29 protein-coding genes, 1 pseudogene and 1 riboswitch are annotated in these 26,977 nt (G+C 73.8%); of the genes and pseudogenes, 23 read left to right on the top strand and 7 right to left on the bottom strand.

Going from position 1 to position 26,977, the window contains the following annotated elements:
- Together ABZ573_RS13500 and ABZ573_RS13495 are read left to right on the top strand one after the other, a co-directional pair.
- Window positions 1–1,288, top strand: a pseudogene (locus ABZ573_RS13500) (hemolysin family protein).
- A 67-nt stretch (window positions 1,289–1,355) separates the two neighbouring features.
- Complete coding sequence (locus ABZ573_RS13495) at window positions 1,356–1,526, top strand: hypothetical protein (protein ID WP_165947846.1); 171 nt, start codon at window positions 1,356–1,358, stop codon at window positions 1,524–1,526.
- A gap of 5 nt (window positions 1,527–1,531) precedes the next feature.
- Here ABZ573_RS13495 and ABZ573_RS13490 read toward each other — a convergent pair whose 3' ends face one another.
- Window positions 1,532–2,182: a hypothetical protein gene (locus ABZ573_RS13490; RefSeq protein WP_327028375.1), complete on the bottom strand. Its 651-nt coding sequence runs from the start codon at window positions 2,180–2,182 to the stop codon at window positions 1,532–1,534.
- A 120-nt stretch (window positions 2,183–2,302) separates the two neighbouring features.
- Here ABZ573_RS13490 and ABZ573_RS13485 point away from each other — a divergent pair, with 120 nt between their 5' ends.
- A complete protein-coding gene (locus ABZ573_RS13485; protein WP_358118198.1) occupies window positions 2,303–2,497 on the top strand; it encodes a hypothetical protein in 195 nt (64 codons plus the stop codon).
- Here the strand turns inward: ABZ573_RS13485 and ABZ573_RS13480 are convergent.
- The 3 genes from ABZ573_RS13480 to ABZ573_RS13470 form a co-directional block, all read right to left on the bottom strand.
- Window positions 2,494–2,973 (bottom strand): hypothetical protein, encoded by a 480-nt coding sequence (locus ABZ573_RS13480; RefSeq protein ID WP_358118196.1) that lies wholly within the window; start codon window positions 2,971–2,973, stop codon window positions 2,494–2,496. The two genes, ABZ573_RS13485 and ABZ573_RS13480, sit on opposite strands and share 4 nt — an antisense overlap.
- Window positions 2,970–3,182 carry a phosphatidylethanolamine-binding protein gene (locus ABZ573_RS13475; protein ID WP_132237733.1) on the bottom strand — a complete coding sequence of 71 codons (213 nt, stop codon included), beginning with the start codon at window positions 3,180–3,182 and terminating at the stop codon, window positions 2,970–2,972. The genes ABZ573_RS13480 and ABZ573_RS13475 overlap by 4 nt, the downstream gene beginning before the upstream one ends.
- Window positions 3,183–3,280: 98 nt before the next feature.
- Window positions 3,281–4,162, bottom strand: a complete 882-nt coding sequence (locus tag ABZ573_RS13470; RefSeq protein ID WP_358118194.1) for a universal stress protein — start codon at window positions 4,160–4,162, stop codon at window positions 3,281–3,283.
- Between the two features lie 119 nt (window positions 4,163–4,281).
- Between ABZ573_RS13470 and ABZ573_RS13465 the strand changes: the two genes are divergently transcribed.
- The 15 genes from ABZ573_RS13465 (at window position 4,282) to ABZ573_RS13395 (ending at window position 17,029) form a co-directional block, all read left to right on the top strand.
- Entirely contained in the window at window positions 4,282–5,031 is a 750-nt protein-coding gene (locus tag ABZ573_RS13465; protein ID WP_358118192.1) for an SAM-dependent methyltransferase, read from the top strand.
- A gap of 340 nt (window positions 5,032–5,371) precedes the next feature.
- Complete coding sequence (locus ABZ573_RS13460) at window positions 5,372–6,550, top strand: PP2C family protein-serine/threonine phosphatase (protein WP_151454628.1); 1,179 nt, start codon at window positions 5,372–5,374, stop codon at window positions 6,548–6,550.
- A 53-nt stretch (window positions 6,551–6,603) separates the two neighbouring features.
- Window positions 6,604–7,074: a MarR family transcriptional regulator gene (locus ABZ573_RS13455; protein ID WP_151454627.1), complete on the top strand. Its 471-nt coding sequence runs from the start codon at window positions 6,604–6,606 to the stop codon at window positions 7,072–7,074.
- Between the two features lie 392 nt (window positions 7,075–7,466).
- Window positions 7,467–8,033 (top strand): CDP-alcohol phosphatidyltransferase family protein, encoded by a 567-nt coding sequence (locus ABZ573_RS13450; protein WP_225852190.1) that lies wholly within the window; start codon window positions 7,467–7,469, stop codon window positions 8,031–8,033.
- Window positions 8,030–8,974, top strand: coding sequence for a DUF881 domain-containing protein (locus tag ABZ573_RS13445; protein ID WP_151454625.1), 945 nt, complete (start codon window positions 8,030–8,032; stop codon window positions 8,972–8,974). Before ABZ573_RS13450 ends, ABZ573_RS13445 begins: the two co-directional genes overlap by 4 nt.
- A complete protein-coding gene (locus ABZ573_RS13440; RefSeq protein WP_151454624.1) occupies window positions 8,971–9,303 on the top strand; it encodes a small basic family protein in 333 nt (110 codons plus the stop codon). Before ABZ573_RS13445 ends, ABZ573_RS13440 begins: the two co-directional genes overlap by 4 nt.
- 10 nt (window positions 9,304–9,313) lie before the next feature.
- Window positions 9,314–10,294: a DUF881 domain-containing protein gene (locus ABZ573_RS13435; protein ID WP_358118189.1), complete on the top strand. Its 981-nt coding sequence runs from the start codon at window positions 9,314–9,316 to the stop codon at window positions 10,292–10,294.
- Between the two features lie 54 nt (window positions 10,295–10,348).
- Complete coding sequence (gcvH, locus tag ABZ573_RS13430; RefSeq protein WP_151454622.1) at window positions 10,349–10,729, top strand: glycine cleavage system protein GcvH; 381 nt, start codon at window positions 10,349–10,351, stop codon at window positions 10,727–10,729.
- A gap of 214 nt (window positions 10,730–10,943) precedes the next feature.
- Window positions 10,944–11,396 (top strand): FHA domain-containing protein, encoded by a 453-nt coding sequence (locus tag ABZ573_RS13425; RefSeq protein ID WP_089000305.1) that lies wholly within the window; start codon window positions 10,944–10,946, stop codon window positions 11,394–11,396.
- 50 nt (window positions 11,397–11,446) lie between these two features.
- Entirely contained in the window at window positions 11,447–12,148 is a 702-nt protein-coding gene (locus tag ABZ573_RS13420) for a MerR family transcriptional regulator (RefSeq protein ID WP_192581391.1), read from the top strand.
- 176 nt (window positions 12,149–12,324) lie between these two features.
- On the top strand, window positions 12,325–12,789 hold the full coding sequence (locus tag ABZ573_RS13415; protein WP_151454621.1) for a bifunctional nuclease family protein: 465 nt from the start codon (window positions 12,325–12,327) through the stop codon (window positions 12,787–12,789).
- Between the two features lie 187 nt (window positions 12,790–12,976).
- Window positions 12,977–13,561 (top strand): MerR family transcriptional regulator, encoded by a 585-nt coding sequence (locus tag ABZ573_RS13410; protein ID WP_151454620.1) that lies wholly within the window; start codon window positions 12,977–12,979, stop codon window positions 13,559–13,561.
- Window positions 13,562–13,928: 367 nt separating this feature from the next.
- Window positions 13,929–15,179 carry a nitric oxide synthase oxygenase gene (locus ABZ573_RS13405; RefSeq protein WP_358118186.1) on the top strand — a complete coding sequence of 417 codons (1,251 nt, stop codon included), beginning with the start codon at window positions 13,929–13,931 and terminating at the stop codon, window positions 15,177–15,179.
- Window positions 15,180–15,182: 3 nt separating this feature from the next.
- A complete protein-coding gene (locus ABZ573_RS13400) occupies window positions 15,183–16,403 on the top strand; it encodes a globin domain-containing protein (protein ID WP_327028371.1) in 1,221 nt (406 codons plus the stop codon).
- Window positions 16,400–17,029 carry a hypothetical protein gene (locus ABZ573_RS13395; RefSeq protein ID WP_327028370.1) on the top strand — a complete coding sequence of 210 codons (630 nt, stop codon included), beginning with the start codon at window positions 16,400–16,402 and terminating at the stop codon, window positions 17,027–17,029. Before ABZ573_RS13400 ends, ABZ573_RS13395 begins: the two co-directional genes overlap by 4 nt.
- Before the next feature lie 28 nt (window positions 17,030–17,057).
- On the opposite strand, the gene ABZ573_RS13390 is transcribed toward ABZ573_RS13395, so the two are convergent.
- Window positions 17,058–17,717, bottom strand: coding sequence for an SDR family oxidoreductase (locus ABZ573_RS13390; RefSeq protein WP_151457351.1), 660 nt, complete (start codon window positions 17,715–17,717; stop codon window positions 17,058–17,060).
- Window positions 17,718–17,886: 169 nt separating this feature from the next.
- Here ABZ573_RS13390 and ABZ573_RS13385 point away from each other — a divergent pair, with 169 nt between their 5' ends.
- Window positions 17,887–18,747: an NAD-dependent protein deacetylase gene (locus ABZ573_RS13385; protein WP_327028369.1), complete on the top strand. Its 861-nt coding sequence runs from the start codon at window positions 17,887–17,889 to the stop codon at window positions 18,745–18,747.
- A gap of 104 nt (window positions 18,748–18,851) precedes the next feature.
- Window positions 18,852–18,950, top strand: a riboswitch (glycine riboswitch).
- A 74-nt stretch (window positions 18,951–19,024) separates the two neighbouring features.
- Complete coding sequence (gene gcvP / locus ABZ573_RS13380; RefSeq protein WP_358118183.1) at window positions 19,025–21,871, top strand: aminomethyl-transferring glycine dehydrogenase; 2,847 nt, start codon at window positions 19,025–19,027, stop codon at window positions 21,869–21,871.
- Between the two features lie 127 nt (window positions 21,872–21,998).
- Here the strand turns inward: gcvP and ABZ573_RS13375 are convergent, their stop codons facing one another.
- Window positions 21,999–22,199, bottom strand: a complete 201-nt coding sequence (locus ABZ573_RS13375) for a DUF5999 family protein (protein ID WP_151456036.1) — start codon at window positions 22,197–22,199, stop codon at window positions 21,999–22,001.
- 123 nt (window positions 22,200–22,322) lie between these two features.
- On the opposite strand from ABZ573_RS13375, the gene ABZ573_RS13370 reads away from it, so the two are divergent.
- Window positions 22,323–23,525: a chorismate-binding protein gene (locus ABZ573_RS13370; RefSeq protein ID WP_358118180.1), complete on the top strand. Its 1,203-nt coding sequence runs from the start codon at window positions 22,323–22,325 to the stop codon at window positions 23,523–23,525.
- Window positions 23,526–23,663: 138 nt separating this feature from the next.
- Window positions 23,664–25,343, top strand: a complete 1,680-nt coding sequence (locus tag ABZ573_RS13365) for an L-lactate permease (RefSeq protein ID WP_358118178.1) — start codon at window positions 23,664–23,666, stop codon at window positions 25,341–25,343.
- A gap of 22 nt (window positions 25,344–25,365) precedes the next feature.
- On the opposite strand, the gene pip is transcribed toward ABZ573_RS13365, so the two are convergent.
- A complete protein-coding gene (gene pip, locus ABZ573_RS13360; protein ID WP_311413276.1) occupies window positions 25,366–26,325 on the bottom strand; it encodes a prolyl aminopeptidase in 960 nt (319 codons plus the stop codon).
- 50 nt (window positions 26,326–26,375) lie between these two features.
- On the opposite strand from pip, the gene ABZ573_RS13355 reads away from it, so the two are divergent.
- Window positions 26,376–26,954, top strand: coding sequence for a MarR family transcriptional regulator (locus tag ABZ573_RS13355; protein WP_358118176.1), 579 nt, complete (start codon window positions 26,376–26,378; stop codon window positions 26,952–26,954).
- Window positions 26,955–26,977 lie beyond the last annotated feature (23 nt).

The raw sequence follows: 26,977 nt of genomic DNA, 5'->3' as shown, positions 1-26,977 counted from the left end.
ATGGGGGCGCAGCTCGGTCAGCTCGCGCTGGTGGCGGTGCTGGTGCTGGTCAACGCGGCCCTGTCGGGCAGCGAGATGGCGCTGGTGACGCTGCGCGAGGGGCAGGTGCGGCAGTTGGGCCGGCGCAGCCGGTCGGGGGAGCGGCTGGCCCGGCTGGTCCGACCCCAACCGGTACCTGGCGACCATCCAGCTCGGCATCACCCTGGCCGGGTTCCTCGCCTCCGCCGCCGCCGCGGTGTCCCTGTCCGAGCCGCTGGTCGGGCCGCTGGGCTTCCTGGGCGGGGCCGCGCGCGGGGCGGCGGTCGTCCTGGTCACCGTGCTGCTGACGTTCGTCACCCTGGTCGTCGGCGAACTGGCCCCCAAGCGGCTGGCGATGCAGCGCGCGGAACGCTGGGGGCTGGTCAGCGCCGGGCCGCTGGACCTGCTGGCCCGGCTGTCGCGGCCGGCGGTCTGGCTGCTCAGCAAGGCCACCGACGTGGTGGTGCGGCTCGCCGGCGGGGACCCCCGCGCCAGCCGTACGGAGATGACCGAGGACGAGCTGCGGGAGATCCTGGTCAGCCAGCGGGGCCTGTCGGCACAGCAGCGGGAGATCCTCACCGGCGCGTTCGACATCGCCGGCCGGACGCTGCGGGACATCCTGGTGCCCCGGCTGGACGTGACGGTGCTCCCCGAGACGATGCCCGCGGCCGACGGGCTGCGCCGGCTCGCCGCAGCCGGCCGCTCCCGCGCCCCGGTCGTGGGGCCGGGTGGGCTCGACGCGGTGCGGGGCGTGGTGCACATCCGCGAACTCGTCGGGGCGGACGCGGCGACGGTCGCCGACCGGGCCCGTCCGCCGCTGCTGCTGCCCGGCACCCTGCCGGTCTCCGACGCGCTGCGTGAACTGCGGCTGTGCCACCAGCAGCTCGCCCTCGTCGTCGACGAGCACGGCGGGGTCGACGGCATCATCACCATGGAGGACCTGCTGGCGGAGGTCGTCGGGGAGCTGTACGACGAGACCGACCGGGACGTGACCGGGGTGACCCGGGAACCGGACGGCTCGCTGCTGATGCCCGGCGACTTCCCGCTGCACGACCTGGCCGACGTCGGGGTGCGCCTGCATTTCCGGCCGTCGCGGGAGTACACGACGGTGGCCGGGCTGGTGCTGGCCGGGCTGGGGCACCTGCCGAGCGGGCCGGGGGAGACCGTGCACCTGCCGGGGCTGACCGTCGAGGTGGTGGAGGTGGCCGGCCGCACGATCCGCCGGGTCCGGCTGCGCGGCTTCTCCGCGGGCCCCGACCCGGTCGGGTGACGGCGGCGGGAACCGCCACGAATGGCGTGGATCAGGACGTACCGTCCGGTACGTGAAGGACCGAGGGATGCGGACGTTCGTCACCGTGCTGGCCGGGCTCGCGGTGATCTACTTCGGCACCACCGGCCGCAGCGAGGAGGACGGCCGAGGCGTCTCCGGCGGCCTCGTCGTGCTCGCGCTGCTGGCGGCGCTGCTGGTGTGGCACCTGACGAAGCCGGGCGACAAGACGGCCAAGTAGCCCGGTCAGGTGGCGGCGGCGCGGGTGACCTCACCGGCGGACTCCTCGCCGAGGGCCACCCGGACCAGCGCCGAGGCGAGCCGGCCGAAGTCGCCCGGGTCGACCAGCCCGGCCAGCCGGTCCGCCGAGCCGGGCAGGCCGAGGCGTTTCGCGCCGGCCAGGGCCCGCCGGTCGGCGTACGGGCGCAGGTCGGCCCAGGCCACCTGCGCCTCGCGCAAAAAGATGTCGGCGCCGGTGGGGCCGATGCCGGGGAACTCGGTCAGCAGCCGGCGCAGCCCGGCCGGTTCACCGCCGCCGTCGCGGTGCAGCCGGCGCAGGTCGCCCCGCCAGCGGTCCAGGCACAGCCGGGCGCCGGTGCCGAGCATCGTCGAGGTCCGCTCGTCGTAGCGGCGGTAGTGGCCCCGGCCCAGCGCGTCGACCCGGTCCTGCCAGCTCGCCGCCTCCATCGCCTGCGGGGTCCGGTAGCCGGCGGCGAAGAGTTCCCGGGCGGCCGCCACGGCCACCCGGGCCCGGATCCGGGTGCTCAGCAGCGTGGCGAGCACCAGCAGCTGGTAGAGCGGGGCGGGCCGGTCGGCGAGCGTGATGCCCGCCTCCTCGGCGTACGTGCGGCCCCGCCGCTCCAGCAGGACCCGCGCCACCTTCCGGTCGTCGCCCATCCTCGGGGTGTACCCGCCCTGCGCCCGGCCACCCCTGCGACCGTCCGCCCCGGCGGGTATGCCGCCGGGGCGGACGGGTAACCGACGTCGGACACGGCCGGACCCCGGAAGGAGAAACCCGTGGTGAATCCGCAGCAGGAGGAATTCCGCCGCAACAACAAGGGCGCCACCAGCCAGGACAGCAAGGGCCCCAACCCCGCGGGGCACCCGCGCAACCGCGGCTCGTCGCACGGCGACGAGGGCCGCCCGGTGCCCCGGGGGCAGGTGTCGCCGTACGGCCCGGCCACCGAGCCGGTCGCCGACGACGAGAGCTAACAGCCCCGACCCGAGACGGGCGGCCGCAGCCGGTTCCAGGTGGCTGCGGCCGCCACGCCGTACGCGAGGTGCGGCACGATGTCGGCCAGCCAGTCCGACCGACGCCACGTGCGCGGATCGGTCACGCCCAGCACGGTCATCGACCCGTCGGACATCGTCATCACGGCACCGCCGAGGACCCCGGCGGCCAGCGGCAGCGGCATCCGGCGGCCCCGGGTGAGCAGGGCGTACCCGACGCCCGCCGCCACGCCGATCCCGTAGCCGAGCAGGGGCCCGAGGCCCGAGCGGCGGTTCGCCGCCCGGTCCTCGGGCCCCAGGTCCACGTGCGCCACCTGGGCGACCCGCCCGGCACTCTCCTCCGGGGTGCTGCTCGCCGGCCGCGCCCTCAGCACCATGTCGAGGTAGCTGACCATGTTCAGGGCGGCGCTGCCGACCGCGCCGGCGATCGCCCCGTCGGCCAGGTTCGCGGCCCTCACCTCGGGTCGCCTGGTTCGCGCTCGCCCTTGGGGCCGTAGACCCGCTCGCCGCGGACGACCCCCCGCTGCCCCCGGTCGGACTGCAGGATCCGGTTGGCCACGTCGTTGGCCTTGTCGTCCGGCACCCGTCGTCCCGAATCGTCGATCGCGTTTCGGATGCGCGCCCGCTGCTTGTCGTACGCGTTGCTGCCCGGCCGTGGTCCTGGCATCACTGCCTCCTCCGGTCGTCGTCGCCGTTGGCGTACCGCGCTCGTCTACCCGCCTGCGCGGGGACCAACCCCGCGACCGGTCCGGCGCGGTGCCCGGCTCAGCGCGGCGCGCGGATCACCGCGACCGGGCATTCGGCGTGGTGCAGCAGCGACTGGCTCACCGAGCCCAGCAGCAGCCCGGTCAGCTCGCCGCGTCCCTGCCGGCCGACCACTAGCAGCTGGGCCCGCCGGGACGCCTCGGCGAGCACGGTGGTGGGGCGGCCGCGCGTGGTCTCCCGGCTGACCGGCACGTCCGGCCACCGCTCCGTGAGCCCTGCCAGCGACTCGGCGACCACCCGCTCCTCCTCGGAACGCAGTTCGGTGTCGTCGTACACCAGTGGTCGCATGTCCCCGGGCCCGGTGGAGGTCGGATGCCGGTAGGCGTGCAACGCGACCAGCGCCGCGCCGCGCACCGACGCCTCCTCCATGGCGAACTCCGCGGCGAGCCGGGCCGTCTCGGAGCCGTCCACGCCGACGACGACGGCCCCGTCGGGGTGGTCGGTGCCCCGGGCGACCAGCACGGGACAGTCGGCGTACGCGGCGACCTGCACCGCGACGGACCCCACCACCAGGGCGGAGAAGCCGCCGAGCCCCCGGTCGCCGAGCACGATCATCGCGGCGGCCGGCGACTCGCCGAGCAGCACCGCGGCGGCCTCGCCGTCGATGATCTCGCCGGAGATCCGCAACCCGGGCACCGCCGCCTCGGCCTCGTCCGTGGCGGCGGCGACGACCTGCTCCGCCTGGTGCCGCAGGCCGGCGCCGGGTGGGCCGGCGGCGGGGGCGTCGACCGGCACGCGCAGCAGGGGCCAGATGAAGGCGTGCACGATCCGCAGTGGCCGGTGCCGGCGGGCCGCCTCGACGGCGGCGAGCCGCACGGCGCGCAGCGACGAGTCCGAGCCGTCCGCGCCGACGACCACCGCCGCGCCGTTCGCCGAGTTCACCGCCCACCTCCCGCCGCTTCCCGGCCAGTATCGCGGCCGGGAACCCGTCGGCGGGCCGATACCGCGCAGGCCGGCCGGTGGGTACGCTGTCCACGCCCACCGGGGAGGGAGCGTCGTCGATGGTTGAGCCGGACCAGCCGAGCACCGCGCGGATGATCGATTTCTGGCTCGGCGGGGAGCACCACTTCCCGGTCGACGTGGCGGCCGCCCGAGACTTCGAGCAGGCGTACGGGCCGTGCGAGCCGGTCTTCCGCGAGCTGCGCGCGTTTCTCGGCCGGGCGGTCCGGGCGATGGCCGCGCGGGGGGTCGACAGCTTCCTCGTCTTCGGCGCCGGGGTGCCCACCATGGGCAACGTGCATGAGGTCGCCCCGGACGCCACCGTCCTCTACACCGACGTCGACCCGGTCACCATCCGCCTCGGCCAGCGCCTGCTGGCCGGCAGCGACCGGGCCGGCTACGGCTACGGCGACGCCACCGACATCGGCACCGTCGACCGCGCCCAGCTGCACCGGTTCGTGCCGGGGTGGGGGAGGAGACCGGTCGGCGTGGTCTTCCTCGGTCTGGCCGCGTTCCTCGACGACGAGACGCTGGCCCGCACCCTCGACGAGCTCTACGGTGCCACCGCGCCGGGCAGCCTGCTCGCCGTCGACTTCGACACGGAGGAGCTGGCCGGCTTCCCGGCGGCCCTCGCGATGATGGGCCCGGCGTTCCGGATGCGCCCGCCGGCCGCGTTCGTGCCGCTGCTGGGCCGCTGGACGCCCACCGAGGACGGCATCGTCCCGATCGCCCGGTGGCGGCCGGACGGCCCGCCCGCGCAGGTGCCCGACGCCTTCCACGGCGGGGTCGCCGTCCACCCGCCGGCGTGCTGACGCCTCCGGACGGCGAGGTACGCGTGTGCGGCCTGCCGTCCTGACCGGCCGTCACCGCGGCACCCGGGTCGCCACCTGACCACCGGTCGTCTCAACACCAGTCGCCGCCTGAGCGCCCGCTGCTGCCGCAGCAACCTGGCCTGACCTGTGCACCCCGCTGCCCCGCAGCACCCCCAACTGCCGCCGGCGCCGGCCGAGGCGACGTGGGCGCCGCGCGCCGGGCCCCGAGCCGGGTGCGAGGCCACGGCGGCTGGCACCCGCCGTGTGCCCGCCCGCCCGGAGGGTGGGGGAGGGGGCTCCGTATGATGCTTGCCCTACGGCAAGCTTCCGGAGGATGATCATGTTGGAGGCACCGGGCCAGGTCTCGCGTGCGCTTCGTGCGGCCCCGCCCGACCAGGTGGTGGAGGCGGCGGACCAGGCTATCCGGTCCGCCCTGGGCGCCTCGCGAACGGACGTGTTCATCGCCGACTACCGGATCACCGGGCTCTGGCCGGTGCTCGACGCGGACCTCTCCGGCGGCGGCTTCCTCGCCTGCCACGACGCGGCGCAGCGCTGCTTCAGCAGCCAGCAGCCGATGACCGACACCGACGACGAGGGCCGGTGCCGGCTCTACCTGCCGCTGTCGGTGTGGGGGGAGCGGCTGGGCGTGCTCCTGGTCGAGCTGCCCGACCAGCCCGAACCGGACGTCGTCGAGCGGGCCGCGGACATCGCCGGCGAGCTGGCCGTCGTGCTGCGCGCGGCGGACCGGGAGACCGACCGGTACCGCCGGGTCCGCCGACGGGAGCGACTCAGCATGGCCGCCGAGATGCAGTGGGAACTGCTGCCGGGACGCGGCGTGAGCCACGCGGCGTTCGACCTCGCCGGCCAGCTGGAACCGGCGTACACGGTCGGCGGAGACCACTTCGACTGGTCCGTGGACGACGACCGGCTCACCGTGACGGTGCTCAACGGCGCCGGCATCGGGCTGTCTGCGGCGCTGCTGACCGCCGTCACCGTGAACGCGCTGCGCAACGCCCGGCGCTCCGGAGGCAGCCTCGTCGAGCAGGCCGAGTTGGCCTCCGACACGGTCTTCTACCAGCACCGCGGTCGCCGGTACGTGGCCACGCTGCTCCTCGAACTGGACACCGTCACCGGCCGGGTGCGGGCGGTGGACGCCGGCTCCCCGCACCTGCTGCGGGTGCGCGGCGGCACGGTGACGCCCATCGACCTGGAGCAGCAGCTGCCGCTGGGCATGTTCGCCGAGGCCCGCTACGACGTCCAGGAGTTCGCGCTGGAACCGGGGGACCGGCTGTTCGTGGTCAGCGACGGGGTGTGGGCCGCCGATCCCGGTGACCGCGGCGCGTACGGCGAACGGACGATGGCGCGGGCGATGCGGTCCACGCGGCTGCAACCGCCGGCGGAAGCAGTTGGTACGGTGATGCGCGAACTGCACGCCTGGCACGCGGACGCCGATTTGCGCGACGACGCGGTCGTCGTCTGCCTGGACTGGCGTGGTTCCGCCGGGCGGGGCGACGGGTGAGAGCCGTCGTCGCACCGGCAGGGCACGAGCGGGACGATCGCAGGGGACACCGGGTGGAGCGACCTCCGAATCTCGCCGCGGCGATCGACGCCGCCGCCGAGGCACTCGTCGGTGTGCTCGACTCGGCGGTGCCCCGGCACCAGATGGCCGTCTCCCCGACGCAGCTGCGGGTGCTGTCGCTGATCAGCGGCCGGCCGGAGACCAACGTCAACGGCCTGGCCGAGTTGCTGGACGTCGTGCCGTCCTCGGCGAGCCGGCTCTGCGACCGGTTGGAGGCCACCGGGCTGCTGCGCCGGGTGCCCGATCCCCGCGACCGGCGGGAGGTGCGGCTGATGCCGACGGCCGCCGCCGAGGCGCTGCTGCGCGAGCTGCAGGAGCACCGGCACCGGGCGGTGCAGGCCGTGCTGGACCGGATGCCCGGTCGGGCGCAGCACGAGCTGCTGCTGGCGTTGATGGCCTTCGAACGCGCGGCCACCGCCGCCCCGACCGAGTCGCCGGCGGACTCCCAGGCCCGCACCGCCTGACGGGTCGTCTCCCGCCGTACGCGCCTTCCCCCCTGCTCCACTAGTGTCCTAGGATGCCTTACGGGGGGTGACGCACCCCACCCGACGACACCGTCGTCGACGGGCCCGGACGCCTGAGGCCGGAGGAGGCGCCGAGGGCCCGATATAGTGGCAGCGCAACCGGCCCGTGATCGTCACGATCGCGGGCCGATGTCAGGCGAAGGTCCCGTATACGGGGGACCGCAGGGGACGCCGGCGGCAGCCGGCCCGACAGCGCCCACGTTCTCCGCGCCGCCGGTCCTCGGCCGGGCGGCGGAGCGTGTCGCGGAGGAGGTTCGGTGTCGCGTCCGCCGGCTCGGGAAGAGCACCCGGGGGCCACCGACGGCACGAGCGGATCGGCCGTCGGCGACCGGATCCTCACGCTGCCGAACGTCATCAGCTTCGTCCGGTTGCTCGGCGTCCCGCTCTTCCTCTACCTGCTGCTCGTCGCGCACGCCGACGTGGCCGCGCTCGTGGTCCTGGCCATCGGCGGCACCACGGACTGGGTGGACGGCTGGGTCGCACGCCGGATGCGCCAGGTCAGCCGGCTGGGGGAGCTGCTCGACCCGCTCGCCGACCGGCTCTACATCCTCGCCACCCTGCTCGGGTTCACCGCCCGCGACGTGGTTCCCTGGCAGTTCACCGCGGCGCTGCTGGCCCGGGAGTTGCTCCTGCTCGGTTCGCTGGCGGTGCTGCGCCGGCACGGGTACGGCCCGCCGCCGGTGCACTACGTGGGCAAGACCGCGACCTTCCTGTTGCTGGCCGCCTTCCCGGTCCTGCTGCTCGCCGCGGCGGTGCCGGGTGCGGCGACCGTCGCCGGGGCGATCGGCTGGGGCCTGGCCTGGTGGGGCCTGGTGCTCTACTGGGTGGCCGGCGCGCTCTACGTCGTGCAGGCCGGCCGGCTGGTCAGGGCGGTTCGGGCCGGGGGAGCGCCGGCATGACGGGCACGCCGGGCGACGGCCGGGGCCGCGGCGACCGGGTGTACGCCCCGGACTTCCTCACCGAGCTGTTCCGCAATCCGCTGGATCCCGGCTACGCCGACGCGGCGGCCCGGCGTCGGGAGCGGCAGACGCCCTCGCCGAGGTGGCGGCGGTGGTCGGCGCGTTCCGTCACCGTGGTGGTGGCGCTGCTGCTGGGTTTCCTGTTCGCAGTGGCGTACCGGCAGACGCTGGAGGCCGAGCCGGGGCGCAGCCAGGCCCGGTCCGGCCTGGTCGAGCAGATCAAGCAGCGGGAGACCGAGACGGACCGGTTGTCGGTGCGGGCCGACGAGCTGCGGGCGGAGGTAGCGCGGCAGCGGGCGGCGGCGCTGGGTGGCTCGGAGGCGGCGCGGCTGCACAACCTGGAGGCGGGCACCGGCCTGGGGCGGGTGCGCGGTGACGGCGTGGTGGTGCGCCTGGCGGACGCGCCGCAGAACCAGGACGCGGTGACGGGCGCGGACGTGGGGCCGTCCCGGGTGATCTACAGCGATCTGCAGGGTGTGGCCAACGACCTGTGGGCGGCGGGGGCTGAGGCGATCGCGATCAACGGTCAGCGGTTGACGGCGATGTCGACGATCCGTTCGGCGGGGCAGGCGATCCTGGTGGACTTCCGGCCGGTGACGGGGCCTTACGAGGTGTCGGCGATCGGTCCGGGGTCGATGCGGGACCGGTACGAGGACAGCCGCAGCGCGTTGACGATGCGGAAGGTGGCCGAGGACACCGGGTTGTCGTTCGGGGTGCGTGAGGCGGAGGACCTCACCCTGCCGGCCGCTCCGGACCCGCGGCTACGCTACGCGCAGCCCTCGGTGAGCCCGACGCCGTCGCCGTCGGGGGCCGACCGTTCCGTCAGTCCTGGGCCGACCGGTTCGAGGACGTCTCCCAGCCCCTCCGGAGGTGGTCGATGATCGCGGTGCTGGCGTTGTTCGCCGGTGTGGTCCTCGGCGTGTGGCTCGACCCCACGGTTCCCACGGCGTTGCAGCCGTACCTGCCGATCGCGGTGGTGGCCGCGTTGGACGCGGTGTTCGGCGGGGTACGGGCGAAGCTCGACCGGATCTTCGACGACAAGCAGTTCGTGGTGTCGTTCATTTCGAACGTGCTGGTGGCGGGTCTGATCGTGTATCTGGGTGACCAGTTGGGGGTGGGCGGTCAGCTCTCCACCGGCGTGGTGGTCGTGCTCGGGGTGCGGATCTTCGGGAACGTGGCGGCGATCCGTCGGCACCTGTTCCGGGCGTAGGTTGGTGGCGATGAGCAGCGACGAGCACACCGAGACGGGCACGGGTTGGCCGCAGCCGGCGGGTCCGGGGCGGCCGTCGGGTCCGGCGGGGGAGCCCGATCCGCGGCCGGACGCGCCGGACCCGGACGAGTTGAGCCCGTTGGCGCCGGAGCGGTCCGCGCCGCCGGTGGAGCCGCCCGTGCAGGAGCCGGCGGTGGTGGAGCCCGACGACGGCGTGACGGTGGAGCTGAGCCGGGCCGCCGCCGGTGCCACCCCACCCGCGCCGGCAGCGGCCGGGGGTGGCGGGACGCCGCGGCGGCGGGTGAGTTCGGCCGGGGTGATGATCGCGGCGCTGTTGGCGTTGCTGGGGTTCACCCTGGTGGTGCAGTTCAAGTCGACGTCGACGGATCCGACGGTGGCGGCGACGCGGCAGGAGGATCTGGTGCGGATCCTGTACGACCTGAACTCGCGGGAGGTCCGGCTGCGGCAGGACATCGCGACGCTGGAGGAGAGTCAGCGGCAGTTGCGTTCGGGTCAGCAGGGGCGGCAGGCGGCGTTGGAGGAGGCGACGCGGCGGGCCGACGAGTTGGGGATCCTGGCGGGGACGTTACCGGCGACGGGGCCGGGGTTGTCGGTGCGGTTCGAGGCGGGTGAGAAGCCGATCTCGGCGTCGCGGGTGTTGGACGCGGTGCAGGAGTTGCGGGGCGCGGGCGCGGAGGCGATGCAGATCTCCGGTGGTGACCGGGCGACGGTGCGGATCATCGCGTCGACGTTCTTCCTGGACGGGGAGGGCGGGTCGTTGGTGGTGGACGGGCGTCGGTTGACGGGTCCGTTCACGATCACGGTGATCGGTGATCCGGCGACGATGCGTACGGCCTTGAACATTCCCGGCGGGGTGGTGGCGTCGGTGACGGGTGACGGCGGTAAGTTGATCGTCGAGGATCGTGAGGCTGCCGAGGTTTCGGCGCTGCACGCGCCGATCAAGCTGGAACACGCCCGTCCGGTCTCCTGACCGGCGCGGCCCGCACCGGGGTTCCGGTGCGCCGATGGATGAAGGACGCGTCTGGTGATTCCTGAGGATCTGCGGTATACCGCCGAGCACGAGTGGGTGGCGGGTGACGGCGGCGGCACTGTCCGGGTCGGCATCACGCACTTCGCGCAGGACGCCCTGGGTGACATCGTGTATGTCCAGCTGCCCGATGCGGGTGTGGTGGTGGCGGCCGGTGAGTCGTTGGGTGAGATCGAGTCGACGAAGAGCGTGTCGGAGATCTACGCCCCGCTCAGCGGTACGGTGGCGGCGCGCAACGAGGCGCTCGGCGACACCCCTGAGGTGATCAACACTGATCCGTACGGTGCGGGTTGGTTGCTGGAGATCACCCCGGACGATCCGGCGGCGGTCGATGGTCTGCTGTCCGCGGACGCGTATCGTGAGCTCACCGAGAGCTGAGTGCGTCCCCTTCGGGCGTGGCGGGTGTTCCGCGCGTCCGGTTGCCCTGCATTTCGGCGCTGGCTAGGCTCGCCCAGTCGACCGAGAACCAAATAGTTCAGCGTTGCGGAATTGCCTTTCCGGGCACGGGGAGCCAGCCGCCGGGTGTTGCACTGCCCGGCGGCCAGACCCGCCATTACCCGACGCCGACCGAACAGATCCGTGAGGTGGTCCCATGACGCGCCCAGACGACGAGTTCCCCCCACTCGACGTCACTTCGACGCTCAATCTCGGTTCGCTCGACGAAGTGCTGGAGGGGCCGGACACCGATGTGGTGCCGAGCCGGATGTCCGGTTCGTTGCCGCCGGGTATGGCGCTGCTGGTGGTTCGCCGGGGTCCGAATGCGGGTGCCCGGTTCCTGTTGGATCACGATGTGACGACCAGTGGCCGTCACCCGGACAGTGACATCTTCCTCGACGACGTGACGGTGTCGCGGCGGCACGCCGAGTTCCACCGTGACGGTGGGACGTTCACGGTGCGGGACGTGGGGAGCCTGAACGGCACGTACGTGAACCGGGAGCGGGTCGAGGCGGCCACGTTGAGCAATGGTGACGAGGTGCAGATCGGCAAGTTCCGGGTGGTGTTCATCGCCGGTCCGCGTCCCGAGGAGGGGGCCGGCCGGGGGTGAACGAGCCTGCGGCCTCCACGCCGCCCGAGGCGGCCCGTGCGCGCCCGCTGATGAGTATCGGTGAGGTGCTGGGTCAGCTGCGGGTCGATTTCCCGGACGTGACCATCTCGAAGTTGCGGTTCCTCGAGGCCGAGGGCCTGGTGGAGCCGCAGCGGACGGCGGCGGGTTACCGGAAGTACAGCTGGGACGATGTGGCGCGGTTGCGGTTCGTGCTGACCGCGCAGCGGGACCAGTATCTGCCGTTGCGGGTGATCCGTGATCAGTTGGCGCAGTGGGACGCGTCCGGGGAGTCGCCGGGTCGGCAGCGGCCGACGTTGGTGGCGGTGGGTCCGGACGGTGAGGTTCCGGGGCGGGTGCCGGAGGAGCCGGTCGGGTCGCCGCAGGTGCGGCTCGGCCGGCTGGACCTGGTGGCGCGCAGCGGGATCGACGAGTCGACGCTGGGCGAGTTGGAGCGCCTCGGTGTGGTGGTGTCGGATCCGCCGGGTTGGTACGACGACGACGCGTTGATCATCGCGCGGGCGGTGGCGGGTCTGGCGGCGTACGGGTTGGAGCCGCGGCATCTGCGGGCGTTCCGTACGGCGGCGGATCGGGAGGCCGGTCTGTTCGCGCAGTTGTTGACGCCGTTGGCGCGGCAGAGTGATCCGGCGGCGCGGGCGCGGGCGGCGGAGACGGCGCGGGAGTTGGTGGCGCTGTCGCAGCAGTTGCATGCGGCGTTGGTGCGGGTGGGGTTGCGGTCGACGTTGGGTCGGTGATCCGGCGGGGGCCGTGCGGAAAGATCTTCCCCGGGAAGCGTGTCGTAGGCTTGCCGGGGTAACCCCTTTCTGGCGCGGGCGTGTGCGGGTAGCGCATGGGACGGCCGTGTCGCGGTCCGTGTACCGTGCAGGGAAGGGCGCGGTGCGGCGTAGGTGACAACGACACGGAGGCGGCGGTGCGCGAGCTGAGCGTGGTCGGAGTTCGGGTGGAGCTGCCCAGCAACCAGCCGATCGTCCTGCTCAGGGAGGTCGAGGGGGACCGCTATCTGCCGATCTGGATCGGTGCGGTCGAGGCGACGGCGATCGCCTACGAGCAGCAGGGGGTCAAGCCGGCCCGGCCGCTGACCCACGATCTTCTGCGGGACGTGTTGACGGCGTTGAAGGCGCCCTTGCAGGCGGTGGAGATCACCGAGTTGAAGGAGAACGTCTTCTACGCCGATCTGTTGCTCGGGGACGGGGTGCGGGTGTCGGCCCGGCCGAGCGATTCCATCGCCCTGGCGTTGCGGGTCGGTGCGCCGATTCGTTGTGCGGAGGAGGTCCTCAGCGAGGCGGGGATCGTGATCCCGGACGAGCAGGAGGACGAGGTGGAGAAGTTCCGCGAGTTCCTGGACCAGGTGCGTCCGGAGGACTTCGCCGGCTGAGTCCGGTCTTCCTCGGGATGTCACGTTCGGTGATGTCCCGGTGCTGTGGGTGATCTTCGTTGTCGTGTCGCGGCGTGTCGCGGCGGCTTCTGCGGGGCAATTCCTGAAGGCGGCTATAGGGTTGCCGTGTCGAGGGGTGCACGTCCCGGAAACGACGTGTCACCGCACTGGCGGGGAGGTTGTCCGGATGCACGAGCCGCGAGATCCCGATCCGGGTACGGAGCTGGACGAGCCGGGTGTGGCGCCGCCGGGGTGGGCGACCGAGGGTGACGGTGCTGTGGGCTACCGGGGCGTGACGGCCTGCCATGCGGTGGGGATCAGCTACCGGCAGTTGGACTACTGGGCCCGCACCGGGTTGGTGGTGCCGAGTGTGCGTGACGCTTCGGGTTCGGGCACGCAGCGGTTGTATTCGTTCCGGGACCTGGTGGTCCTGAAGGTGGTGAAGCGGCTGCTGGACGCCGGGGTGTCGTTGCAGAACATCCGGAAGGCGATCGAGGCGCTGCGTTCCCGTGGGGTGGCGGACCTGGCGGGCATCACGTTGATCTCCGATGGCACGACCGTGTATGAGTGCCGGTCGCCGGAGGAGGTGGTCGACCTGTTGCAGGGTGGCCAGGGCGTGTTCGGTATCGCGATCGGTGGGGCGTTCAAGGAGATCCAGGGTTCCCTGTCGCACCTGCCGTCTGAGCCGGCGACGTCGGTGGAGCCGCAGGTGGCGGCGGAGCCGGTGGGTGACGAGTTGGCGGCGCGTCGGGCGCGGCGCCGGGCCGGCTGAGGGGTCGGCGGCTCGGCTGATCCGCCCCGCGCGCTCCGGGTTCGCCGGGGTCGCTCCGCCCGGTCCGGGCCGGGTTCGCTGCACGTCGTTGGTTCGCGTCACCAGCGCTGCCCGGCAATCGTCGTCCACGACCGAACCGTCCGATCGGCTGGTGGCGTGGGGGCCTGCGGCGGTGTGGCGTGCGCCACGTCCTGACCTGTCGGCTTGTTGACACTTCTGACGATCATGGCAATCCTGTCTGCGTCGTTGCGCCTGTTTCGCACGTGGGTCGCTGTTCCGTCGGGGTACGGGCAGTTGCGGGCCGGTGTCACGCGACGACGCAGGCAGCGGGCGGCGACGCTTGCCCGACGATCGGATTGAGTGCGAAGTGCAGACCGACGTGGATGCCGGCGCGATGTCGGCGCGCGCCGGCGTGCGGGCCGGGGATGCGGGCGGCTGTCCCGTGTCGCACGCGTCCGACTCGCCGGTGGACGTGACCGCGGAGGCGGTGGAGTTCCTGCACCTGTACCACGAGGAGCGCCGGCTGCCGGGGGTGGCGGACCGGGTCGCGCGGGTACGGGAGGAGATCGCGGTGACCGGCACGTACCGGCACACCGGCGATGAGTTGGTGCACGGCGCGAAGGTGGCGTGGCGGCAGTCGGCGCGCTGCGTGGGGCGGGTCCGGTGGGCGGGGTTGAGGGTCCGCGACCGCCGTGGGGTGACGACGGTCGCGGGCATCGCGGAGGAGTTGGCGCGGCATCTGGCGGTGGCGGACAACGGCGGGCGGATCCAGTCGGTGATGACGGTGTTCGCGCCGGACCGGCCGGGGGTGGGTCCGCGGGCGCGGCTCTGGAACGACCAGCTGATCCGCTACTGCGGACACCGGATGGACGACGGGTCGATCCTGGGTGATCCGGCGCAGGTGGCGATGACGGACGCGGTGCGGGCGCTGGGCTGGCATCCGCCGCCGGTGCCGGGCCGGTTCGATCTGCTGCCGTGGGTGCTCGAGACGGCGTACGAGGATCCGACGTTGGTGGAGGTGCCGCGGGAGCTCGTGCGTGAGGTCGCCCTGACGCATCCGGCGTATCCGTGGTTCGAGGAGTTGAGGTTGCGCTGGCACGCGCTGCCGGTGATCAGCAACATGCGGTTGCGGGTGGGTGGGGTGGACTACAGCTGCGCCCCGTTCAACGGGCACTACCTGGGCGACGAGGTCGGCACCCGGAACATGGGTGACGGGGACCGGTACGACCAGTTGCTGCCGGTGGCGCGGGGGTTGGGGTTGGACACCTCGCGGGAGGACACCCTGTGGCGGGAGCACGCGGCTCTGGTCATCAACCAGGCGGTGCTGCACTCGTTCCGTGCGGCGGGGGTGCGGGTGTCGGATCCGCACACGGAGTCGGAGCTGTTCATGCGGTTCTGCGCGCAGGAGGAGCGGGCGGGCCGGCCGGTGCACGGCGACTGGTCGTGGCTCAACGGCAGTGTGGGGTGGGCGGCGTTGCACGCGGTGCACCACCGGTACTACGACACCCGGGTGCCGAACCCGAACCTGTGGCAGACCGATCGTGCGTACGGTCCGGCGGGCGTCGAGGCGCTGTCCCTGCGGCAGCGGCACGACGTGGCCCGTCGGCGGGAGGGCTGAGGCATGGACGTGGTGGCGCTGCGTCAGAGTTGGGCCCAGCTGTCGGTGGCCGGGCCGGAGGCGGCGAAGTACTTCTACGCGACGTTGTTCCTGATCGCGCCGGAGACGCGTGCGATGTTCCCGACGAACATGCAGTACCAGCAGGACAAGTTGCTGGCGGCGTTGGGGCACATCGTCACCCATGTCGACGACGAGCGGGAGGTGACGGCGTTCGCGCAGCGGTTGGGCGCCGATCACCGGCGGTTCCAGGGCGAGGACCGGCAGGGCCGGCCGGTGCCGTTGGCGGAGTGGCACTACATCCGGGTCGGGCAGGCGTTGCTGGCGACGTTGGAGCGGTTCCTGGGTCCACGGTGGACGCCGCAGCTGCACGCCGAGTGGGCCGCGGCGTACGAGTTGGTGGCGCGGTTGATGCTGGCCGGGGCGGTGGAGGCGGAGCGGACGTCGCCGCCGTACTGGGAGGCGGAGGTCCTGGCGGTGCAGCGGCGGCGGGCCGACGTGTGTGTGTTCACGGTCCGTCCGAACTACCTGTGTGAGTACCTGCCGGGGCAGTCGCTGCCAATGCAGGTGCCGCAGCTGCGGACGTGGCGGTATCTGTCGCCGGCGAACGCGCCGCGTCCGGACGGGACGATCGAGTTCCACGTGCGGGCGGCGGGCCGGTTCTCCACGCATCTGGTGCGCAGGCTGCGGGAGGGTGACCGGGTGCTGCTGGGCGCGCCGGTGGGGACGGCGTTGTCGTCGTACGACCGGTCGCCGGGCCTGCCGTTGCTGCTGGTGGCGGGGGGCACCGGGGTGGCGCCGCTGCGGGCGGTGGTGGAGGCGTTGCGGCTGGGTCCGGGGCGCTCGACGACGTTGGTGGTGGGGGGACGGACCCCGGACGACCTGTACGACGACGTGGCGTTGCGGGAGTTGGCGGCGGCCGCGTCGGCGCAGTCGTGGCAGTCCGGGTGGCTGCGGTACGTGCCGACGGTGGAGTCCGGCTGGCAGTGGCAGGGGGCGGTGGGCACGGCCGGTGAGACCGCGGTGCGGTTGGGTCCGTGGCACGACACCGAGGTGCTGGTGTGCGGCAGTCCGGAGATGACCGGGGCGACGGTTGCCGCGTTGACGGCGTCGGGGGTGCCGCGGGAGCGGATCCTGGTGGAGAGTTACGACCATTGCCTGTATCCGCCGCTGGCGGGCGCTGCCGCCGCCGCGCCGGACGACTTCAGTTGGACGGGTGTGCGATGAGCGTCGACCACGGCGACCGGGTGGTCGCCGATGCGCACGGTGAGCTGACCCGGGCCGTGGGCGCGTTGGAGGCGCGCCGGTTCCGGGGTGGCCGGTGGCTGTCCGCCGACGAGGTGTCGGGCCTGGCCCGGTCGGCCGACGAGCGGTCGGCGTTGCTGGGTGGTGAGGTGGACCGGTTACGGCGGGAGAACGAGGGCCTGGCGCGGCAGGTGGAGATGTTGCGCCACGGCGCGTTGCCCAGCACCGGCGCGCAGGGCCCGGATCCGATGGTGATCGAGTTGGCGGTGCGGGCGCAGGACGAGGCGAACCGGACGATCGGTGAGGCCAGCGCGGAGGGCGCGGAGATCATCGCGGAGGCGCGGCGGCAGGCCGACGAGATCATCGCCGAGGCGCACGTGCTGGCCGGGGGTGTCGCCGGCCCGGCGGGGGCGGAGGGCGAGGAGTTGCGGCGGCAGGTGCGGGAGCTGGAGGGCCGGCAGGCGGCGTTGGTGGCGGCGGTGGCGGCGGCGCAGCAGCACCTGAGCCGGTGGCAGGCGTACCTGTCGGAGCAGTCGGAGCAGTTGCGCTCCGACGCGGAGGCGGCCGGGGCGGTCGGCGCGCAGCTGCGTGCCGTGCTCGGCGAGTAGCGGCGTCGCCTGCCCGCCGGACGGCGGGTCAGTGCTGGTCGACGGCGGCGACGGCGTCGGCGATGGGGGTGTTGCCGCCGACGAGTTCCAGGATCGCGCCGGCGCTGTGTGGGTGGTGGAGCAGGGCGACGAGGACCCGGGCGACGTCGGTGCGGGTCACGGCGCCCGCGGGGGCGTGTCGGGTGAGGGTGATCCGCCCGGTGGGCGCGTCGTCGGTGAGCCGGCCGGGTCGCAGGATCGTCCAGTCGAGGTCGCGGCCGGTCAGGTCGTCCTCGGCGGCCTTCTTGGCGCGCAGGTACGCCGCGAACACCTCGTCGGTGCCGGCGGGTGGTTCGCCTTCCACTCCCATCGAGGACAGCAGCAGGTAGCGGCGGACGTCGGCGCGTTGCGCGGCGTCGGCGAGCAGGACGGCGCCTGCCCGGTCGACGGTGTCCTTGCGGGCGGCGCCGCTGCCGGGGCCGGCGCCGGCGGCGAAGAGGACGGCGTCGGCGCCCTCGAGGTGGGCGGCGAGCTCGTCGGCGCCGACGTGTTCGAGGTCGGCCACGACGGGCTGGGCGCCGGCGGCACGCAGGGCGGCGGAGTGGTCGGGGTTGCGGATCAGCCCGATGGCGGTGTCGCCGCGTCCGGCGAGTTCGCGGTGGGTCAGCTGGGCGATCTTGCCGTGTCCTCCGGCGATGACGACGCGCATACCGCCAACCTAGCCGCCGTCGCGCCACGGCGGGGCCGGTCGGCGGGGCCCGGGTCGGGCGCGGCGGTAGAGATCACCAGCCGGTGGTGATCTTCACGAGCTCCGCCGCGGGGCGGCGGCGGTGCCCGGGTGTTCGCCGCAGGGTGGTTGCCTGAGGCAGCATGGACGGGTGACGGAGACGGTCGACGCGCTGGCCGGCCTGGTGGCCGGCGGTGGTGTCGTGGTGTTGAGCGGGGCGGGCCTGTCCACCGAGTCGGGCATCCCGGACTACCGGGGGCCCAGCGGCGCGGCGCGGCGGCACACCCCGATGACGTACCAGGCGTTCACGCGCGACGCGCAGGCGCGGCGGCGCTACTGGGCGCGCAGCCACCTGGGGTGGCGGGTGATCGCGCGGGCGGCCCCGAACGAGGGGCACCGGGCGGTGGCGCGGCTGCAGGCCGGCGGGTTGGTCGAGGGGATCATCACGCAGAACGTGGACGGGCTGCACACCGCCGCGGGCAGCCCGCGGGTGGTGGAGTTGCACGGCCGCCTCGACGAGGTGGTGTGCCTGGGCTGCGGTAACCGGACGTCGCGGGAGGAGTTGGACCGGCGGCTGCGGGAGGCGAACCCGGGCTTCGACGCGCGGGCCGCGGCGGTCAACCCGGACGGTGACGTGGATCTCGCCGACGACGAGGTGGCCCGGTTCCGTACGGTCGGCTGCACGTTCTGCCGGGTCGGCATGCTGAAGCCGGACGTGGTGTTCTTCGGGGAGACGGTGCCGGCGGCCCGGGTGTCGCGCTGTTTCGAGCTGGTGGCGCGGGCGCGGCTGCTGCTGGTGCTGGGTTCGTCGTTGACGGTGATGTCGGGTCGCCGGTTCGTGGTGCGCGCGGCGAAGCTGGGCATTCCGGTGGTGATCGTCAACCAGGGCCCGACCCGGGGCGACGGGTATGCGGCGTTGACCGTCGACGCACCGCTGGGGCGGCTGCTGCCGGCGTTGGCCGACCGGACGGCTGGCGACGCCGCGGCGGGGCTGGCGGGCGTCGGCCGGTAGCGGTCCGCCGGGGGTGCGGGGCCGGCCGGTCATCGACTGTCGTCGCCGGCGGGGGTACGACCTCCGGTGGGCGGTGCGGCGCTGGTAGCGTTGACCATGCCGGCAGCACCCACGTGGGAGAGACCGCCCAGCAGCATCCCGGGCGGCGCCGAAGGGGCAAATCCTCCCCGGAACCTCTCAGGCAAAAGGACCTCGTGGGCAGGCACTGTGGAGCGCCTCGCGGGCGCGACAGAGGGGGAGGCCGACCTGTCGACCTCGCCCCCCGGGAGCGCCGCCCATGACCGCAGAGCAGTTCGCCGCCCGCCACATCGGCCCGGATCCGGACGACGAGCGCCGGATGTTGGAGGCCGTCGGCTACGGCTCGGTCGAAGAGCTGATGGACGCGGCGATTCCCGAGGTGATCCGCTGGCACGGCACCCTGGACCTGCCGGAGCCGGCCAGCGAGCACGACGCCCTCGCGGAGCTGCGGGCCCTGGCGGCCCGCAACACGGTGGCCGTGTCGATGATCGGTCTGGGCTACCACGGCACGCACACCCCGGCGGTGATCCGCCGCAACGTGCTGGAGGACCCGGCCTGGTACACGGCGTACACGCCGTACCAGCCGGAGATCAGCCAGGGGCGGCTGGAGGCGCTGCTGAACTTCCAGACCATGGTCACGGACCTGACGGGGCTGGCCACCGCGAACGCGTCGATGCTCGACGAGGGCACCGCCGCGGCGGAGGCGATGACGCTCGCGCGCCGCGCGTCGAAGAGCCGGAGCGCGGTGTACGTGGTCGACGCCGACACCCTGCCGCAGACCATCGCGGTGATCACCAGCCGGGCCGAGCCCCTCGGCATCGACGTGCGGATCGTCGACACCGGGCGCGACGAGTTGCCGGCGGAGTTCTTCGGGCTGCACCTGCAGTACCCGGGGGCGTCGGGGGCGGTGCGTGACCAGGCGGGTCTGGTCGAGGCGGCGCACGCGGTCGGGGCGTTGGTGACCGTGGCGGCGGACCTGCTGGCACTGACGCTGCTGCGCGCGCCGGGGGAGATCGGCGCCGACATCGCGGCCGGCACCACCCAGCGTTTCGGCGTGCCGATGGGCTTCGGCGGGCCGCACGCCGGCTACCTGGCGGTACGGGCGGGGCTGGAGCGGATGCTGCCGGGCCGGCTGGTGGGGGTGTCGCGTGACGCGGACGGCAACCCGGCGTACCGGCTGGCGTTGCAGACCCGGGAGCAGCACATCCGGCGGGAGAAGGCGACCAGCAACATCTGCACCGCGCAGGTGCTGCTGGCGGTGATGGCCGGCATGTACGCCGTCTACCACGGCCCGGACGGGCTGCGGCGCATCGCCCGCCGTACCCATGGCATGGCGGTGCGGTTGGCGGCGTCGCTGCGGGGTGTCGACGGCGTCGAGGTGGTGCACGAGGCGTTCTTCGACACCGTCCTGGTGCGGGTGCCCGGCGGCGCCGAGGCGGTGGTCGCCGACGCCGCGGCCCGGGGGGTCAACCTGCGGCTGGTCGACGCCGACCACGTGGGGGTGTCCTGCGACGAGACGACCACCCCCGCGCACCTGCGGAAGGTGTGCGACGCGTTCGGGGCCACCGTGGCCGGGCGGTCGGTGGCCGTGGCGGACGCTCCGGTCGAGGGCGCGTTGCCGGCGGCGCTGGCCCGTACGTCGGACTTCCTCACCCACGCGGTGTTCCGCAGTCACCACTCGGAGACGGCGATGCTGCGCTACCTGCGGCGGCTGTCGGACTTCGACTACGCCCTGGACCGGGGGATGATCCCACTCGGGTCGTGCACGATGAAGCTCAACGCCACCACCGAGATGGAGCCGGTGAGCTGGCCGGAGTTCGCGCACGTGCACCCGTTGGCGCCGGACGCGCAGACCACCGGCTACCGGGAGATGATCTCCCAGTTGGAGGGGTGGCTGGCGGAGGTGACCGGCTACGACGCGGTCAGCGTGCAGCCCAACGCCGGTTCGCAGGGTGAGCTGGCGGGTCTGCTGGCGATCCGGTCGTACCACCGCCAGCGGGGCGAGGCCCACCGGGACGTGTGTCTGATCCCGTCGTCGGCGCACGGCACCAACGCCGCCAGCGCGGTGATGGCGGGCATGCGGGTCGTCGTGGTGGGCTGCGACGACGGCGGCAACATCGACCTGGTGGACCTCGACGCGAAGATCGACAAGCATCGGGACGCCCTCGCGGCGATCATGGTGACGTATCCGTCGACGCACGGGGTGTACGAGACGGGCATCGCGTCGCTGTGCGCGAAGGTCCACGACGCCGGCGGTCAGGTGTACGTCGACGGGGCGAACCTCAACGCGCTGGTCGGGTTCGCCAAGCCGGGGAAGTTCGGGGCGGACGTGTCGCACCTGAACCTGCACAAGACGTTCTGCATCCCGCACGGCGGCGGCGGTCCCGGGGTGGGACCGGTGGCGGTGCGGGCGCACCTGGCGCCGTTCCTGCCGGGCGATCCGCTGGGCGTGCACGTCGACGGCCGGCCGGCGATCTCGGCGGCGCGGTACGGGTCGGCGGGGATCCTGCCGATCCCGTGGGCGTACCTGCGGATGATGGGCGCGGCGGGGCTGGTGCGGGCCACCGGCGTGGCGGTGCTGGCGGCGAACTACGTGGCGGCGCGGCTGCGCGGGCACTTCCCGGTGCTGTACGCGGGCAACAAGGGCCTGGTGGCGCACGAGTGCATCCTGGACCTGCGGCCGCTGACGAAGGCGACCGGGGTGAGCGTGGACGACGTGGCGAAGCGGCTGATCGACTACGGGTTCCACGCGCCGACGATGTCGTTCCCGGTGGCGGGGACGCTGATGGTGGAGCCCACCGAGAGCGAGGACCTGGCCGAGCTGGACCGGTTCTGCGACGCGATGATCGCCATCCGGGCGGAGATCGACCGGGTGGCCTCGGGGGAGTGGCCGGCCGGCGACAATCCTCTCGCCAATGCCCCGCACACCGCGGCGATGGTGTCGGGCGACGAGTGGTCGCACCCGTACCCGCGGTCGGTGGGCGCGTACCCGGCCGGGGTGGAGCGGGCCGGGAAGTACTGGCCGCCGGTGCGGCGCATCGACGGCGCGTACGGCGACCGGAACCTGGTGTGTTCCTGCCCGGCGCCGGAGGCGTTCGAGGGCTGACCTCGCGTGACGCCGGGGCGGTCGTGGTGCCGCCCCGGCGGGTGCGTCGACCTGGGCGGGGGGTGTCCCGACCGGGGGACCAGCCCGGATCGACGAGTGTAAAAGGCGTGACTCAGCGTGACAGGGGTCAGGCGACGAGGGCGTGTCGGGCGGGGCCGCGGTGGGGGGCGATGCTGCTGCCGTCGGGGAGGAGTTCGCCGGTGTCCTCGAAGACGATGACACCGTTGCAGAGCAGGCTCCAGCCCTGCTCAGGGAAGCAGGCGAGGACTCGGGCGGCGTCCCGGTCGGTCGCTTCGGCGGAGGGGCAGGTGGGTTGGTGCTGGCACATCGGGTTCTCCGGACTGTGGGGGCACTGTGTCATGGTTCACATGACCAGTGACGCACAGTACCAAGCGAAAGTGGCCGGCATCGAGCAGGTATGCGCGTCGTTTTTCCGAAATCCACTGAACGGATGAGGCAAGATGGGCCGGACGGCGTGGACACGCTCCCAGGGCTGACGGTCGGTGCGCCGGGAGCGCCGGCCGGCTGCCGCCGTACCCTCGTCGAGCGGGCCCGCTGGCAGTGGCGGCCCGCCGACGGCGGCGACCCGGCGGCGCGGGCCGAGGAGTTCCTCGCCGCGCACGGCCTGCCGCTGCACGACCTGGCCCGCCCCGCCGGCCGGCACGACGCGGCCGGGGTGTGCGGGGCCGCTCTCTACGTCTCCGCGGCCGCCGGCGCCGCCCTGGTTGGCGCGCCGGCCGGCGCCGCCAACCCCGTGACCGGGCTGCCCGAGGTCGCCGTGGTCGTCTACGGCCACGGCCCGGGCACGCCGCCCGGCGCAGGCGCCGCCAGCCCCGCCACCCCCTGGTGGCGTGGCACCTTCGCGGAGAGCTGGACGCCCCGCCAGCACGCCGACGCCGTGACCGCGGTCCGCGCGGCGATCGGCCGCGGCGACGTCTACCAGGTCAACGTCGTCGGCCACGCCGCCGCCCGCTACACCGGCGACCCCCTGCCGGCCCTGAGCCGGCTGGCCGCGCTGCCCGGCGCACGCTACGGCGGCACCCTCGCCGGGGCGGGCTGGGCGATCGGCTGCGCCAGCCCCGAGACCCTGGTGGAGCTGACCGACGGGCGGTTGATCACCAGGCCGATCAAGGGCACCCGGCCGGCCACCGCCGCCGGCCGCGCCGAGCTGCTCGCCTCGGCCAAGGAACGCGCCGAGCACGTGATGATCGTCGACCTGGAACGCAACGACCTGGCCCGCGTCGCCCGCACCGGCAGCGTGCGCGTCGACGAACTGTTCGCCGTACGCCGGTGGTGCGACCTGTGGCAGGCGGAATCGACGGTCTCCGCGGCGGTCGCCGACGGGCTCGGCCTGGCGGACCTGCTGCGCGCGGTCTGCCCCGGCGGCTCGGTCACCGGCGCTCCGAAGCTCGCCGCCCTCGACCGCATCGCCGCGCTGGAGCCGGTCGGCCGGGGCGCCAGCATGGGCGCGCTCGGCTGGGTCGCCCCGGGCCGCATCGACCTGGGCCTGACCATCCGCACCGCCGCCGTGGACGCCGAGCGCGTGCACGTGTGGGCGGGTGGGGGCATCACGTGGGGCAGCGATCCCGACGCCGAGGTCGCCGAGGCCGCCGCGAAGGCCGCCCCGGTGCGCGCCGCGCTCGCCGGCGGCTGACCGGCGCGGCCCCACCGGCCGGTCGGCGCATCCGCCGGGCTGCGCACGTTGGAAGAGGCGCGCGCCGGCCGCGTCCGGTGAGATGGGCCGTACTCCACGCCACCCGGGCCAGGGGGGTGCGCAGCCAAGGCGGTCCCGATGTACCAGCAACCCCTGCAACCCGTCGGTGGGTCGCTCGCGCTGAGCGCCGCCTGCGCCGCGCTGCCCCTGCTCACCCTGTTCGTGCTGCTCGGAGTCGTGCGTACGCGGGCCTGGGTGGCGGCGTTCGGCGCGCTGGGCGTGGCGGTCGTGCTGGCCTGGTGGCTGTGGGGGATGCCGCTGCCGCAGACGCTGCTGGCCGCCGGTCAGGGCGCCACTTTCGCCCTCTTCCCGCTCGTCTGGACGTTCGGCACGGCGATCTGGATCCACCGCCTGACCGTGCACACGGGGCACTTCGACACGCTGCGGCAGGGCTTCGCCCGGATCAGCGACGACCGCCGCGTGCAGGCCCTGGTGATCGCGTTCTGCTTCGGGTCGCTGCTCGAGGCCCTGGCCGGGCAGGGCACGCCGGTCGCCGTGACCACGGTCATGCTGCTGGCCCTCGGCTTCACCCCGCTGCGGGCGGCCGCCGTGGCGCTGGTCGGCAACACGGTGCCGGCCGCCTTCGGACCCCTCGGCCTGCCGATCACCACCCTCGCCGGCGTGACCGGGCTGCCCGCCACGGAACTGGGCATGATGGCCGGCCGGCAGGTCCCGGTGGTCGCGGTCGTCGTCCCGCTGGTCCTGCTCGTCGTCGCCGACGGCCGCCGGGGCGTACGCGAGCTGTGGCGTCCGGCGCTGGCGTGCGGCGGCGCGTTCGCGGTGGCCCAGTTCGTCACGGCGAACTGGCTGACGGCCGCCCTCGCCGACATCACCGCCGCGTTCGCGGGGGCGGGCGTCCTGCTGCTCGTCGTCCGCCGTGGCGCGGCGCGGCGGACGGTTGCCGTGCCGGTCGGCGGCGGGCCGCCGGAGCGCGCCGCCAGCGGGTTGTCGGAGCGCGCCGCCAGCGGGTTGTCGGAGCCTGACGCCGCAGGGCCGTCGGAGCCCGACGCGCCGGATCCGGCGGGATCGCGCTGGCGGGCGTACGCGCCGTACGCGACGATCGTGGCGGTCTTCGCCGTCTCCCAGGTGCCGGCCGTCAAGCGGCTGCTCGACGCCGGCACGCTCGCGTTCTCCTGGCCCGGACTGCACGTCGTCACCGCCTCCGGTGACCCGTCACCGCTGACGACGTTCCGGTTCGCCTGGCTCGCGGCCCCCGGATCGCTGCTGCTGGTGGCCGGCCTGATCACGGTGGCGCTGCTGCGGGTGCCGCCGCGCGAGGCCGTCGGGCTCTACGGGCGCACCCTGTTCGAGCTGCGGTGGGCCGTGCTGACGGTGGTCGGGCTGCTGGCGCTGTCGTTCACCATGAACGCCTCCGGGCAGGTCGCCACGCTGGGCGTCTGGATGGCCGGCGCGGGCGGACTCTTCGCCGTGCTGGCGCCGGTGCTCGGCTGGCTCGGCGTCGCCCTGACCGGCTCGGACACGTCGTCCAACTCGCTGTTCGGCGCGCTCCAGGTGGCCGCGGCGCAGCGGGCCGGCCTCGATCCGGTCCTGCTGGCCGCGGCCAACGCCTCCGGCGGCACCCTCGGCAAGATGATCAGCCTGCAGAACCTCACGATCGCCGCCGCGGCGGTCGGACTCACCGGCCGCGAGGGCGACCTGTTCCGGCGGATGTTCGGCCCGAGCGTGCTGCTGCTCGCCCTGATGTGTGTGCTCATCGGGCTGCAGGCGACGCCTCTGCTGTCCTGGATGGTGCCGTAGCCGGCGCCGTACCCCCGGGTGGCTAGCGGCGCTCGGCGAAGTCGTCCAGCGCCGCCACGACCCGCTCCGCCATGCCGTTGGCGGATCCGTGCCCGGCGGTCTCCAGCAGTTCCAGCCGGGCGTCGGGCCAGGCCTGGGCCAGCTGCCACGCCACCTCCGGCGGGCTGCTGATGTCGAGCCTGCCGTGCAGCAGCACGCCGGGGATGCCGGCCAGCCGCCCCGCCTCGCGCAGCAGTTGCCCCTCCGGCAGGAAGCATCCGTTACGCCAGTAGTGGGTGACCAGCCGGGCCTGCAGCATCCGGAACACCGGGTCGTCGTAGCGGGGGTCGGGCCGGTGACCGGGGGCGGTGGCAACGTGGGTGTCCTCCCAGTCGCACCACTGCCGCGCCGCCCGTTCGCGCACCGCCGGATCCGGGTCGGCCAGCAGTCGGGCGTACGCGTCGGCCAGGTCGCCGTCGCGCTCGGCCGGCGGCACGCCGTCGCGGAAACGCGCCCACTCGGCCGGGAAGATCCGCCCCATCTCCCGGGTGAGCCACTCGATCTCCCGTCGGGTGCCGGCGGTCACGCTGAACAGCACCAGCTCGCTGACCTGCCGCGGGTGCCGCTGCGCGTACGCCAGGGCGAGGGAGGCGCCCCAGGAGGCGCCGAGCACCAGCCAGCGGTCCACGCCGAGGTGTTCACGCAGCAGTTCGATGTCGGCGATCAGGTGGTCGGTGGTGTTGGTGGACAGGTCCACGTCCGGGTCGGCGGCGTGCGGGGTGCTGCGGCCGCAGCCCCGCTGGTCGAACAGGACCACCCGGTAGCGGGCCGGGTCGAACAGGGTCCGCCAGCCGGGCGTGCAGCCGGAGCCGGGCCCGCCGTGCAGCACCACGGCGGGTTTGCCGTCCGGGTTACCGCAGGTCTCCCAGTGCACGAGCTGCCCGTCGCCGACGTCGAGCATCCCGTGTGCGTACGGCTCGATCGGGGGGTACCGCTGCGCCATCGTCGTCCCCTTCGTGATCATCGATACAACAGCGCTGTTACATTAGCGGAGTGACAGCCGTACCTGAACGTGAGGCTCTGGGCACGCTGCTTCGGCACGTGCTCGACGTGCTCGACGGCGACGTCGCCACGGTCTACGCCGAACGGGGCCTGCCCGACTACCGGCCCCGGTTCTCGCCACCGCTGCGGGTGCTGGTCGCCGACGGCCCACTGCCCATCCGCGACCTGGCCCGCCGGGTCGGGGTCACCCACTCGGCGGCCAGCCAGACCGTCGCGCAGATGGCCCGCGCCGGCCTGGTCGAGCTGACCGCGGGGGCGGACGCCCGGCAGCGCATCGTGCACCTCAGCGACCGGGCCCGCGAGCTGCTGCCACTGATCGAGGCGGAGTGGGCGGCGACGACCGCCGCGATACGCGAACTGGACGCGGAACTGACGGTGCCGCTGGCCGACGTGCTGCACGAGGTCCTCGCCGCGATGCGCCGACGGCCGCTGCGCCAACGCATCGCCGACGCGGGCCTGCCGTCCTCCCCGGACCCCGGCCCGCCGCCGGCCGCGCCACAGCGACGGCGGCAGACCCACCCGCAGGCCCCGCGTGCCGGCTCCGCACCCGATGTCGGCAATCTGTCCTGACGTGCACCGGCCAACGGTTGCAG

This window comes from Micromonospora sp. NPDC007220 (assembly GCF_040634035.1).
Classification (GTDB): domain Bacteria; phylum Actinomycetota; class Actinomycetes; order Mycobacteriales; family Micromonosporaceae; genus Micromonospora; species Micromonospora reichwaldensis.
Note: the sequence above shows the minus strand (reverse complement) of the source record. Positions and strands in the feature narration are given on the sequence as shown.